This is a genomic window from Pseudomonas sp. B22129, from assembly GCF_044218875.1.
In the GTDB taxonomy this organism is placed as follows: domain Bacteria; phylum Pseudomonadota; class Gammaproteobacteria; order Pseudomonadales; family Pseudomonadaceae; genus Aquipseudomonas.
On record NZ_CP162592.1, the window covers coordinates 973,504 to 985,336 of the forward strand.

Below are 11,833 nucleotides of genomic sequence, written 5' to 3' on the forward strand. Positions count from 1 at the left end.
GACCGGGGGCGTTTTTATTCAGCCTGAGTTAACTCAGTTCTTGGCTTTCTTGGCAGCGCGGGTACGCTCGCCTTCGTCCAGGATCTTCTTACGCAGGCGGATCGACTTAGGCGTGACTTCGCACAGCTCGTCGTCCTGGATGAATTCCAGGGCCTGTTCCAGGGTGAAGCGAACAGGTGGAACCAGAGCGATGGTTTCGTCTTTACCCGAAGCACGCATGTTGTCGAGCTTCTTGCCTTTGGTTGGGTTGACGCCCATGTCGTTGTCACGGCTGTTCAGACCAACGATCTGACCGTTGTAGATCTCTTGACCGTGTTCAACGAACAGCTTGCCACGCGCCTGGAGGGTTTCCAGGGAGTAGGTCAGTGCCTTGCCGGTTTCTACCGATACCAGAACACCGTTCTGACGGCCGGACATGTCGCCGGACTTCATGGTGTCGTAGCGATCGAAGATCGAGGTCAGGATGCCAGCACCGTTGGTCAGGGTCAGGAACTGGTTACGGAAACCGATCAGACCACGAGCAGGGATGTTGTATTCCAGACGCACACGGCCTTTGCCATCCGGCACCATGTTGGTCAGGTCGCCTTTACGCAGACCCATCTCTTCCATCACCTTGCCCTGGGATTCTTCCGGGGTGTCGATGGTGACGTTTTCGAACGGTTCCTGCTTCACGCCGTCAACCTGACGGATGATCACTTCTGGGCGACCAACGCCCATTTCGAAGCCTTCGCGACGCATGGTTTCGATCAGTACCGAGAGGTGCAGCTCACCACGGCCGGAAACCTTGAACTTGTCAGCCGAGTCGCCTTCTTCAACGCGCAGAGCAACGTTGTACAGCAGCTCTTTGTCCAGACGCTCCTTGATGTTACGGGAGGTCACGAACTTGCCTTCTTTACCGCAGAAAGGCGAGTCGTTTACCTGGAAAGTCATGGAAACGGTTGGCTCGTCAACGGTCAGAGGCTTCATGGCCTCGACGTTGTCTGGCTGGCACAGGGTGTCGGAGATGAACAGGGAGTCCATACCGCTCACGCATACGATGTCGCCGGCGAACGCTTCTTCAACGTCGATACGGTGCAGACCGTGGTGACCCATCAGCTTCAGGATACGGCCGTTGCGTTTCTTGCCGTCGGCGCCGATGGCGACAACCGGAGTGTTCGGCTTGACGCTGCCACGAGCGATACGGCCAACACCGATAACACCCAGGAAGCTGTTGTAGTCCAGTGCCGAGATTTGCATCTGGAACGGGCCTTCACGGTCAACTTTCGGCGCAGGTACGTTGTCGACGATCGACTGGTACAGCGGGGTCATGTCTTCAGCCATGTCGGTGTGTTCCAGACCGGCAATGCCGTTCAGGGCCGAGGCGTAGACGACTTTGAAGTCCAGCTGTTCTTCGGTAGCACCCAGGTTGTCGAACAGGTCGAAGATCTGGTCCAGAACCCAGTCCGGACGCGCGCCTGGACGGTCAACCTTGTTGATGCACACGATCGGACGCAGGCCGGCTTCGAACGCCTTCTTGGTCACGAAACGGGTTTGCGGCATAGGGCCGTCTTGAGCGTCAACCAGCAGCAGAACGGAGTCAACCATCGACATTACGCGTTCTACTTCGCCGCCGAAGTCGGCGTGGCCCGGGGTGTCCACGATGTTGATGTGGTAGCCGTTCCAGTTGATGGCGGTGTTTTTAGCCAGGATGGTAATACCGCGCTCTTTTTCCTGGTCGTTGGAGTCCATCACGCGCTCGTCGTTGAGCTCGTTGCGCTCCAGGGTGCCGGATTGACGCAGGAGTTTGTCTACCAGGGTGGTTTTACCATGGTCAACGTGAGCAATGATGGCGATGTTACGTAGATTTTCGATCACTTGTGTATCTCGATCAGAGGATTCGGTGTGCTGACAGGTCGTGGCAGCGATTAACAGTAGAGTCAGGCCTTGCCGTTACAGCTTGACGGCAGAGTCGGGGGGCCGGTGACGCAGGCCACAGGCAAACAGCCCCGGGCTCTTAGCTCGGTCGATAAACGCGCACATTGGCATGCCCCTCACTGAGCAAATGGTGGGCATGCAGGCGACTCATCACGCCTTTGTCGCAATACAACAGGTACTGACGGCTGTTATCCAGTTCCTTGAAACGCGCGTTCAGTGCGTAGAACGGCAGCGTTTGCACGTCGATGCCAGCGATTTCCAGCGGTTCATCTTCAGCGGCATCCGGGTGACGGATGTCGACGACAATCTGGCCCGCCAGGGCTTCGCTGACTTCTTCGATTTGCACATCCTGGCCCAATTCGTCGATCACGCGATCGATTGGCACCATTTTGGCGTTCTCGAGCGCACGCTCCAGAATCGCCATGTCGAACTGTTGTTCTTCGTACTCCACGCGATTGCGCTTGGCGTGGGTCTTGGGGTTCACCGAGATGACCCCGCAATATTCAGGCATGTGCTTGGCAAAATCCGCCGTGCCGATTTCTTCGGCCAGGTCGATGATGTCCTGCTTGTGGCTGGCGATCAGCGGGCGCAACACCAGCTTTTCGGTCACGCAGTCGATCAGCGACAGGTTCGGCAGCGTCTGGCTGGAGACCTGGGAAATCGCTTCGCCGGTCACCAGCGCGTCGATCTGCAACTGATCCGCGATCCTGGACGCGGCGCGCAACATCATACGCTTCAATACTACGCCCATATGACTGTTATCGACTTTGCCGAGAATTTCGCCGAGCACTTCTTCAAAGGGTACGCTGACAAATAGCACGCGTTGGGAGCTGCCGTACTTCTTCCAGATGAAGTGCGCGACTTCCATTACGCCCAATTCGTGTGCACGCCCGCCCAGGTTAAAGAAGCAGAAATGGCTCATCAGGCCGCGGCGCATGATCTGGTAGGCCGCCACCGTGGAATCGAAACCGCCGGACATCAGCACCAGGGTCTGTTCCAGGGCGCCCAAGGGGTAGCCGCCGATGCTGTTGTGCTGGCTGTGGATCACAAACAACCGTTGGTCGCGAATTTCCATGCGCACTTCAATTTGCGGCGCTTTCAGGGAAATTCCGGCGGCGCCGCACTCGCGACGCAGCTTGCTGCCGACGTATTTCTCGACATCCATGGAGCTGAAGGTGTGCTTGCCGGCACGCTTGCAGCGCACCGAAAAAATCTTGCCTTCGATCTCATGGCCGTAGTGCTGTTTGCACTTCTCGGTGATGTCATCGAAGTCGCCCAGCGGGTACTCATCCACCTGCAGGAAATGCGCGATGCCCGGCATGCAGCTCAGGCGCTCGGTCATGTCCTTCAAGGCTTTGGCGTCGGTAATGCGGGTTTCCAGCTCGAGGTTGTCCCACACGCCGTTCACCACCACAGCCGGGTCCAGGTCACGGAGCACGGCGCGGATATTCTTGGCCAATTGACGGATGAAACGCGTCCGTACCGGTCGGCTTTTGATGGTGATCTCGGGGAAGACTTTTACGATTAATTTCATGGAAACAGCGCGCGCCGGGCCTGCTGAAAAAGGGGGGCGCGGATTATAGCGGAAATCGCTCAAGGTTTAACCAGTTAATATGCAACGCCATTCGAGCGCACCAAAACGGGTCATTTGCGCAAATAAACGCTACATTGCAGTGCGCTTTTTATTCCGCTTCAGCGGATTGCACCTTTATAGGGGCCATTTTGAGGCAAAAAGGCCATGTTGGCGCACTGGCATGCAATTTGCTCTCTTGTGAGGCAGGTTGCCTTGGTCGAGTATTCGCGCCGGCATCACCCACATTCTAAGGGCTAACTCCACTACCCCAGCCCGAAGCCACCCGGAGGACACCATGTCGAAGTCGGTTCAACTCATCAAAGATCATGACGTTAAATGGATTGATCTGCGCTTCACGGACACTAAAGGTACTCAGCACCACGTGACCATGCCGGCTCGCGACGCGCTGGATGATGCTTTCTTCGAAGAAGGCAAAATGTTCGACGGCTCCTCCATCGCTGGCTGGAAAGGCATCGAAGCTTCCGACATGATCCTGATGCCGGACGACAGCACTGCCGTACTCGACCCGTTCACCGAAGACCCAACCCTGATCATCGTCTGCGACGTGATCGAGCCTTCGACCATGCAAGGCTACGACCGCGACCCACGTGCGATCGCCAAGCGTGCCGAGGAATACCTGAAGTCGACCGGTATCGGCGACACCGTATTCGTAGGCCCGGAGCCAGAATTCTTCATCTTTGATTCGGTCAAGTTCAAGTCCGACATCTCCGGCTCCATGTTCAAAATCTTCTCCGAACAAGGTTCGTGGATGTCCGACCAGGACGTGGAAGGCGGCAACAAAGGCCACCGCCCAGGTATCAAAGGCGGCTACTTCCCGGTTCCACCATTCGACCACGACCACGAAATCCGTACCTCCATGTGCAACGCCATGGAAGAAATGGGCCTGGTCATCGAAGTTCACCACCACGAAGTGGCCACTGCCGGCCAGAACGAAATCGGCGTGAAGTTCAACACCCTGGTGGCCAAGGCTGACGAAGTTCAGACCCTGAAGTACTGCGTACACAACGTGGCTGATGCCTACGGCCGTACCGCTACCTTCATGCCTAAGCCACTGTACGGCGATAACGGTTCGGGTATGCACGTTCACCTGTCCATCGCCAAAGATGGCAAGAACACCTTCGCTGGCGAAGGTTATGCCGGCCTGTCCGACACCGCCCTGTACTTCATCGGCGGTATCATCAAGCACGGTAAGGCCCTGAACGGCTTCACCAACCCGTCGACCAACTCCTACAAGCGTCTGGTCCCAGGTTTCGAAGCACCGGTAATGCTGGCCTACTCGGCGCGTAACCGTTCCGCCTCGATCCGTATTCCTTACGTGTCCAGCCCTCGCGCTCGCCGTATCGAAGCCCGCTTCCCGGATCCGGCAGCCAACCCATACCTGGCCTTCGCTGCCCTGGTAATGGCTGGCCTGGACGGTATCCAGAACAAGATCCACCCTGGCGACGCTGCCGACAAAAACTTGTACGACCTGCCGCCTGAAGAGGCCAAAGAGATCCCACAAGTGTGCGGCAGCCTGAAAGAAGCCCTGGAAGAACTGGACAAGGGCCGCGCGTTCTTGACCAAAGGCGGCGTATTCAGCGACGACTTCATCGATGCCTACATCGAGCTGAAAAGCGAAGAAGAAATCAAGGTTCGCACCTTCGTACACCCACTGGAATACGAGCTGTACTACAGCTGCTGATCCGGTAGCGCCGCGTAAAGTGGCGTGATGAAAAAAGACCGCCTTCGGGCGGTCTTTTTTTTGCCCGGGATTTAGTTGACCGGAACCTGAAACGAATGAAAATTGTGGGAGCTGGCTTGCCTGCGATAGCGCACCACCAGCCACCTGATGTATGACTGATACAGCGCAAATCGTCGCACCGCCGCCCCCACAGGAGATCACCCTTGAAGTTTCGACTTGTGTTCGCTCTGTTATTTTTCAGTGCTACAGCAAACGCAGCGCCCGCCACCCTCGAACCGCTGCTCAACAGCATCGCCGAACGCCTGGCCATCGCCGACCAGGTGGCCCTGAGCAAATGGGACAGCCACAAGGCCGTGGAAGACCGCCCCCGCGAGCAGGCCGTGCTCGCCAGTGTGAGAACCCAAGCCCCCGGCTACAAACTGACGCCTGAGGCGGCCGAGCAGTTTTTCTCGGCCCAGATCGAGGCCAATAAACTGGTGCAGTACACCCACCTGTCCGACTGGCACTTCAAAGGCAAGGCACCTGAAACCCCGCGCCCGGACCTGGTCGGTAAAATTCGCCCGGCGCTGGATGAGCTGCAAAAACATTTGCTGCAACAACTGGCCGACTTCAGCCCAGAGCGCACCAACCCACAGTGCCCGCAATGGGTAGCGCAGGCCGTGCATCAACCGCTATACGACCCGCTGCAGCAAATCGCGATGACCCGCGCCACCGCCGAGCTGTGCATCTACAAAGGTTAAAGCCTGCAAACCCAATCAAAAACTGTGGGAGCGGGCTTGCTCGCGAAGGCGGCGTGTCAGCCAATACCTATCTCGACTGAACCACCGCTTTCGCGAGCAAGCCCGCTCCCACATTTGGACAGCGTGCATTCAGCCACCCGTGAGACAGCTTCCTGAACAAACCTTCCAAAACCGCACTATATTGGTGCGGTAGGTTGCACCTTTCCCACCCCATCAGCCCATTTTGGTTCGAAACTTCCTGAGCAAGCTGGCATAACGCCACAGTTTCGCGCCTCAAACGCCCATTTCAGGGGTTTCGCGCTTCTTTTCGGAGCCTTGGTTTGGTTTTTGCATTTTCCTTGTATCAGCGTGTGCCCGAAGCCTGCGCCTTGCTCCAAAAGAGGTCCCGATGACCATCAGCGATGCACTGCACCGTTTGTTACTCGACAACCTGACCACCGCGACCATCCTGCTCAATGACGACTTGCGTCTTGAGTACATGAACCCGGCGGCGGAGATGCTCCTGGCCATCAGCGGCCAGCGTAGCCATGGGCAGTTCATCAGCGAATTGTTCACCGAGTCGGCCGAAGCCTTGAGCTCGCTGCGCCAGGCCGTGGAACAAGCGCACCCGTTCACCAAACGCGAAGCGATGCTCACCGCCCTCACCGGCCAGACCCTGACCGTCGACTACGCCGTAACCCCGATCCTGAGCAACGGCGCCACCCTGCTGCTGCTCGAAGTGCACCCGCGCGACCGCCTGCTGCGTATTACCAAAGAAGAAGCGCAGCTGTCGAAGCAGGAAACCAGCAAGATGCTGGTGCGCGGCCTGGCCCACGAGATCAAGAACCCGCTGGGCGGGATTCGCGGTGCCGCGCAGCTGCTGGCGCGCGAACTGCCGGAGGAGCATCTCAAGGACTACACCAACGTCATCATCGAAGAGGCCGACCGCCTGCGAAACCTGGTGGACCGCATGCTTGGCTCCAACAAGCTGCCGTCGCTGGCGATGACCAACGTGCACGAAGTGCTGGAGCGTGTTTGCCAACTGGTCGAAGCCGAAAGCCAGGGTTGCATCACCCTGGTGCGCGACTACGACCCAAGCATCCCCGACGTATTGATCGACCGTGAACAAATGATTCAGGCCGTGCTCAATATCGTGCGCAACGCCATGCAAGCCATCAGCAGCCAGAACGAGCTGCGCCTGGGCCGCATCAGCCTGCGCACCCGCGCCCTGCGCCAGTTCACCATTGGCCATGTGCGCCATCGCCTGGTGACCAAGGTCGAGATCATCGACAACGGCCCGGGCATTCCTGCGGAACTGCAGGAAACCATCTTTTTCCCCATGGTCAGCGGCCGCCCGGACGGTACCGGGCTGGGCCTGGCCATTACCCAGAACATCATCAGCCAGCACCAGGGTCTGATCGAGTGTGAAAGCCATCCCGGCCACACCACGTTCTCGATCTTTCTGCCACTGGAACAAGGAGCCCCATCGACATGAGCCGTAGTGAAACTGTCTGGATCGTCGATGACGACCGTTCTATCCGCTGGGTCCTCGAGAAAGCCTTGCAACAGGAAGGCATGACCACCCAGAGCTTCGACAGCGCCGATGGGGTGATGAGCCGCCTGGCGCGCCAGCAGCCGGATGTGATCATCTCCGACATCCGCATGCCCGGCGCCAGTGGCCTGGACTTGCTGGCGCGGATTCGCGAGCAGCATCCGCGCTTGCCGGTGATCATCATGACCGCGCACTCCGACCTGGACAGCGCTGTCGCGTCTTATCAGGGCGGTGCCTTTGAATACCTGCCCAAGCCATTCGATGTGGACGAGGCGGTAGCACTGGTCAAGCGCGCCAACCAGCACGCGCAGGAGCAGCAAAATCAGGAAGCGCCACCGGCCCTGACCCGCACCCCGGAAATCATCGGCGAAGCGCCGGCGATGCAGGAAGTGTTTCGCGCCATCGGGCGTTTGAGCCACTCCAACATCACCGTGCTGATCAACGGCGAGTCCGGCACCGGTAAAGAGCTGGTGGCCCACGCGCTGCACCGCCACAGCCCACGGGCGGCCTCGCCGTTCATCGCGCTGAACATGGCGGCGATTCCCAAGGACCTGATGGAGTCCGAGCTGTTCGGCCATGAGAAAGGCGCGTTCACCGGTGCAGCCAACCTGCGTCGCGGCCGCTTTGAACAGGCTGACGGCGGCACGCTGTTCCTCGACGAAATCGGTGACATGCCGGCCGACACCCAAACGCGCTTGCTGCGCGTGCTGGCCGACGGTGAGTTCTATCGCGTTGGCGGCCACACGCCGGTCAAGGTCGATGTACGCATCATCGCCGCGACCCACCAAAACCTCGAAACCCTGGTGCACGCGGGCAAATTCCGTGAGGACTTGTTCCACCGCCTCAACGTGATCCGCATCCACATTCCACGGATGTCGGACCGTCGCGAAGACATCCCGACACTCGCCCGCCACTTCCTCAGCCGCGCCGCGCAAGAACTGGCAGTTGAGCCAAAGCTGCTGAAAAGCGAGACCGAGGAATACCTGAAGAACCTGCCATGGCCGGGCAACGTGCGCCAGCTGGAGAACACTTGCCGCTGGATCACGGTGATGGCGTCCGGGCGCGAAGTGCACATCAGCGACCTGCCGCCGGAGCTGTTGAGCCTGCCGCAGGATTCAGCACCGGTGACCAACTGGGAGCAGGCACTGCGTCAATGGGCGGATCAGGCGCTGGCACGCGGCCAGTCGAACCTGCTCGACAGCGCCGTGCCGGCGTTCGAGCGGATCATGATCGAAACCGCCCTGAAGCACACTGCCGGCCGCCGCCGCGACGCCGCCGTGCTGCTGGGCTGGGGCCGCAACACCTTGACGCGCAAGATCAAGGAGTTGGGGATGAAGGTCGATGGTGGGGATGATGATGAGGGTGATGAGGGCTAGACCCAAAATCCACTGAAATTCCAAGTGGGAGCTGGCCTTGTGTGGGAGCTGGCTTGCCTGCGATGCAGTCACCTCGGTGTGTCAGTCACACCACAGTGATGCTATCGCGGGCAAGCCCGGCTCCCACATTTGTTTTGTGCCGCGACAACTACTGTGCACCGCTTCAATGCACCACGAACCGGCATCGGGCACGGATCCAACACCGGAAACGCCCATCCAATCAAGAAAATATTAAAAGCCAAAAACACCAAAGCCCCGTACTCCGGGGCTTTGCGCTTTCTGGCGTAATTTTTTGGCACACATTGCAACTTCTGGCACGCGCCCTGCAATAACCCTTGTACAACCCAGTTTCGGGGACCTTGGTACAGGCAGGCCGAGAATCCCCTCTTTACACCCGGGGTGCTTGATGCGAACCGCGTCGCGCTCCACACCGCTTTGGGGAACCCCGGTACAGGCAGGCCGGGGACTCCCTCTTTAACACCGAAGCCTTTAAGGCTTCACCCCGTTTTGGGAGCCCTGGTACAGGCAGGCCGGGAACTCCCTTCTTTACACCCGGGGCTTATGCGGCACAGCGCCCATAGCCCCAGCCCGTTTTGGGAACCTTGGTACAGGCAGGCCGGGGATTCCCTCTTTTATTGCTCTTGGAGATGGACCTCCAGCCGCCAGCGGCCATCGACCTTCTCCCCCTTCCACTCTCCATGCAACGGCCGAGCCGCCACCAGGTTCAGCAGCAGGCCGCCATCGGTCTTGCGCACGCGCCAGTTCACATCCTTGTCATTCACCTTGAGTTGACCGCTGGCCGCCTTGCCCTGGGCGTCAAACAGCAAAGCCACGGTGCCGTCGACATGCTCGCCGTGCAGCTTGGGTTCGCTGTTAAACCACACCACCACACCGTCTGCCGTGATCTCGACCTGTTGCAGCTCAATGGGGTCCGGGGTGGTCAGGCGGCCGATCATCAGGCCGATCATCAGCCCCACAATCGCCAAAGAGCCCATCACCCGCGGCAATAGCTTCGGCCTTGGGTCGTCTTCAGGGGTAGAATGCAGCGCATCTTTGCCTTCGGAGCCGTGCATGTTTCACGTCATCCTTTTTCAACCAGAAATTCCGCCGAATACCGGCAACGTTATCAGGCTGTGCGCCAACAGTGGCTGCCACCTGCATTTGATCGAGCCGTTGGGCTTCGACATGGACGACAAGCGCCTGCGCCGTGCCGGGCTGGACTACCACGAGTACGCCACGCTCAAACGCCACGCCGACCTGGCCAGTTGCCTGGAAAGCCTGGGGCACCCACGGCTGTTCGCGTTCACCACCAAGGGCTCGCGGCCGTTTCATGATGCCAGCTTTGCCGAAGGCGACGCCTTCCTGTTTGGCCCCGAGAGTCGCGGCCTGCCGGCCGAGGTGCTGGATGCCCTGCCTGATGGCCATCGCTTGCGATTGCCGATGCGTGAAGGGTGCCGCAGCTTGAACCTATCGAACACCGTCGCCGTTGCCGTCTACGAAGGCTGGCGCCAACTGGGCTTCAAGTAACACACAAAACAAAATGTGGGAGCGGGCTTGCTCGCGAAAGCGGTGTGTCAGTCACTGAAGATATCGACTGAAGTACCGCATTCGCGAGCAAGCCCGCTCCCACATTTGATCGGTGTCGCTGTTTAGAACCGCTTACTGAACAGTCGACGAACCTTCCTGTTGCATGCGCTGCAGCTCTTGAGCGTACAGGGCATCGAAGTTCACCGGAGCCAGCATCAGCGCAGGGAACGAGCCACGGGTGACCAGGCTGTCCAGGGTCTCACGGGCATACGGGAACAGGATGTTCGGGCAGAACGCGCCCAGGGTGTGGCTCATGGACGCTTCGTCCAGGCCCTGGATCAGGAAGATACCAGCCTGTTGCACTTCAGCAATGAACGCCACTTCTTCACCGTTCTTGACGGTAACGGAGAGGGTCAGCACCACTTCGTGGAAGTCACCTTCCAGGGCTTTTTGACGGGTGTTCAGGTCCAGCGCAACGCTTGGGGTCCATTCCTGGCGGAAGATGGCCGGGCTTTTCGGCGCTTCGAACGACAGGTCACGCACGTAGATCCGCTGCAGCGAAAACTGTGGGCCTTGAGCTTCTGCTGCTTCGGTGTTCTGTTGGTCAGTCATCGCAGATCCTTCTTGATCTTGGGGTCTTTTAGGGTTTATGAGTCAGACGAGCAGCAGCGCATCGAGTTTACCGGCGCGCTCCAGGGCGAACAGGTCGTCGCAACCACCGATATGCCGGGCGCCGATCCAGATCTGCGGCACGGACGTGCGCCCCGCCTTCTGGGCCATCTCGGCGCGCACCTGGGGTTTGCCGTCGACCTTGATTTCTTCGAAGGCAATGCCCTTCTTCTCAAGCAGGGCCTTGGCCCGCATGCAGTAAGGGCACCAATCGCTGGAATACACGACAACCTGACTCATATCACTTCACCAGCGGCAGGTTATCGGCCTTCCAGCTGCCGATACCGCCGGACAGTTTGGCGGCAGTGAAACCGGCCTTGAGCATTTCACGGGCGTGGGTGCCGGCGTGCTGGCCTTGGGCGTCGACCAAAATGATGGTCTTGGCTTTGTGTTTTTCCAGCTCGGCCAAGCGCGCGATCAGCTTGTCTTGTGGAATGTTCAGGGCGCCAACGATGTGGCCGCCGGCGAAATCCTTGGCTGGGCGGATGTCCACGACAACGGCCTCATCCTTGTTGACCAGTGCGGTCAGCTCCGACGTGCTCAGGCTGCGGCCACCGCGGCTCATTTCGTGAGCGATCAGCAGCGCCAGCAGGATGACGAAGGCACCCGCGAGCAGGTAGTGGGCAGTGGCAAATGCAATCAGGTGATCAACCATCAAGGAGGTTCCAGGGCGTTAAAATGGCGGTAAGTATACACAGCCGTCCGGGGGGGCCAACCCCCGTAAAGCGGTGACGTGGTTGGAACTTCGCTTTAAACTGCCACTCCCTTTTCAATTGTCTTCCTTTATTACGCCGCGAGAGG

General features: G+C 59.0%; 11 protein-coding genes. 5 read left to right on the plus strand and 6 right to left on the minus strand.

What is annotated here, in order from left to right:
- Positions 1 to 33 precede the first annotated feature (33 nt).
- On the minus strand, positions 34 to 1,854 hold the full coding sequence (gene typA, locus AB4P94_RS04375; RefSeq protein ID WP_003217997.1) for a translational GTPase TypA: 1,821 nt from the start codon (positions 1,852 to 1,854) through the stop codon (positions 34 to 36).
- A 139-nt stretch (positions 1,855 to 1,993) separates the two neighbouring features.
- The gene (gene thiI / locus AB4P94_RS04380; RefSeq protein ID WP_395609553.1) at positions 1,994 to 3,448 is read right to left on the minus strand and encodes a tRNA uracil 4-sulfurtransferase ThiI; all 1,455 of its coding nucleotides are present in this window, start codon (positions 3,446 to 3,448) and stop codon (positions 1,994 to 1,996) included.
- Between the two features lie 334 nt (positions 3,449 to 3,782).
- Here thiI and glnA point away from each other — a divergent pair, with 334 nt between their 5' ends.
- The 4 genes from glnA (at position 3,783) to ntrC (ending at position 8,836) form a co-directional block, all read left to right on the plus strand.
- Positions 3,783 to 5,189 carry a glutamate--ammonia ligase gene (glnA, locus tag AB4P94_RS04385; protein WP_090401023.1) on the plus strand — a complete coding sequence of 469 codons (1,407 nt, stop codon included), beginning with the start codon at positions 3,783 to 3,785 and terminating at the stop codon, positions 5,187 to 5,189.
- Positions 5,190 to 5,392: 203 nt separating this feature from the next.
- Positions 5,393 to 5,929, plus strand: coding sequence for a chorismate mutase (locus tag AB4P94_RS04390; protein ID WP_395609554.1), 537 nt, complete (start codon positions 5,393 to 5,395; stop codon positions 5,927 to 5,929).
- 388 nt (positions 5,930 to 6,317) lie between these two features.
- Positions 6,318 to 7,403 carry a nitrogen regulation protein NR(II) gene (gene glnL / locus AB4P94_RS04395; RefSeq protein ID WP_056860661.1) on the plus strand — a complete coding sequence of 362 codons (1,086 nt, stop codon included), beginning with the start codon at positions 6,318 to 6,320 and terminating at the stop codon, positions 7,401 to 7,403.
- Positions 7,400 to 8,836: a nitrogen regulation protein NR(I) gene (gene ntrC, locus AB4P94_RS04400; RefSeq protein ID WP_003218003.1), complete on the plus strand. Its 1,437-nt coding sequence runs from the start codon at positions 7,400 to 7,402 to the stop codon at positions 8,834 to 8,836. The genes glnL and ntrC overlap by 4 nt, the downstream gene beginning before the upstream one ends.
- A gap of 632 nt (positions 8,837 to 9,468) precedes the next feature.
- Here ntrC and AB4P94_RS04405 read toward each other — a convergent pair.
- Positions 9,469 to 9,909: a hypothetical protein gene (locus tag AB4P94_RS04405; RefSeq protein WP_395609555.1), complete on the minus strand. Its 441-nt coding sequence runs from the start codon at positions 9,907 to 9,909 to the stop codon at positions 9,469 to 9,471.
- On the opposite strand from AB4P94_RS04405, the gene AB4P94_RS04410 reads away from it, so the two are divergent.
- Entirely contained in the window at positions 9,908 to 10,363 is a 456-nt protein-coding gene (locus AB4P94_RS04410) for a tRNA (cytidine(34)-2'-O)-methyltransferase (protein ID WP_003171120.1), read from the plus strand. The two genes, AB4P94_RS04405 and AB4P94_RS04410, sit on opposite strands and share 2 nt — an antisense overlap.
- Before the next feature lie 132 nt (positions 10,364 to 10,495).
- Here AB4P94_RS04410 and secB read toward each other — a convergent pair whose 3' ends face one another.
- From secB to AB4P94_RS04425, 3 genes are read right to left on the minus strand one after another with little or no spacing between them, the layout of a single operon-like run.
- Entirely contained in the window at positions 10,496 to 10,975 is a 480-nt protein-coding gene (gene secB / locus AB4P94_RS04415; protein ID WP_012721755.1) for a protein-export chaperone SecB, read from the minus strand.
- A 42-nt stretch (positions 10,976 to 11,017) separates the two neighbouring features.
- Positions 11,018 to 11,272 carry a glutaredoxin 3 gene (gene grxC / locus AB4P94_RS04420; protein ID WP_395609556.1) on the minus strand — a complete coding sequence of 85 codons (255 nt, stop codon included), beginning with the start codon at positions 11,270 to 11,272 and terminating at the stop codon, positions 11,018 to 11,020.
- A gap of 1 nt (position 11,273) precedes the next feature.
- Positions 11,274 to 11,687, minus strand: a complete 414-nt coding sequence (locus AB4P94_RS04425) for a rhodanese-like domain-containing protein (RefSeq protein WP_016972258.1) — start codon at positions 11,685 to 11,687, stop codon at positions 11,274 to 11,276.
- Positions 11,688 to 11,833 lie beyond the last annotated feature (146 nt).

Bases quoted from the DNA above. Each gene is read 5' to 3' on its own strand.
- glnA (WP_090401023.1), top strand. From the start codon at position 3,783: ATGTCGAAGTCGGTTCAACTCATCAAAGATCATGACGTTAAATGGATT.
- grxC (WP_395609556.1), bottom strand. From the start codon at position 11,272: ATGAGTCAGGTTGTCGTGTATTCCAGCGATTGGTGCCCTTACTGCATG.
- glnL (WP_056860661.1), top strand. From the start codon at position 6,318: ATGACCATCAGCGATGCACTGCACCGTTTGTTACTCGACAACCTGACC.
- thiI (WP_395609553.1), bottom strand. From the start codon at position 3,448: ATGAAATTAATCGTAAAAGTCTTCCCCGAGATCACCATCAAAAGCCGA.
- AB4P94_RS04410 (WP_003171120.1), top strand. From the start codon at position 9,908: ATGTTTCACGTCATCCTTTTTCAACCAGAAATTCCGCCGAATACCGGC.
- AB4P94_RS04425 (WP_016972258.1), bottom strand. From the start codon at position 11,687: ATGGTTGATCACCTGATTGCATTTGCCACTGCCCACTACCTGCTCGCG.
- AB4P94_RS04405 (WP_395609555.1), bottom strand. From the start codon at position 9,909: ATGCACGGCTCCGAAGGCAAAGATGCGCTGCATTCTACCCCTGAAGAC.
- ntrC (WP_003218003.1), top strand. From the start codon at position 7,400: ATGAGCCGTAGTGAAACTGTCTGGATCGTCGATGACGACCGTTCTATC.
- secB (WP_012721755.1), bottom strand. From the start codon at position 10,975: ATGACTGACCAACAGAACACCGAAGCAGCAGAAGCTCAAGGCCCACAG.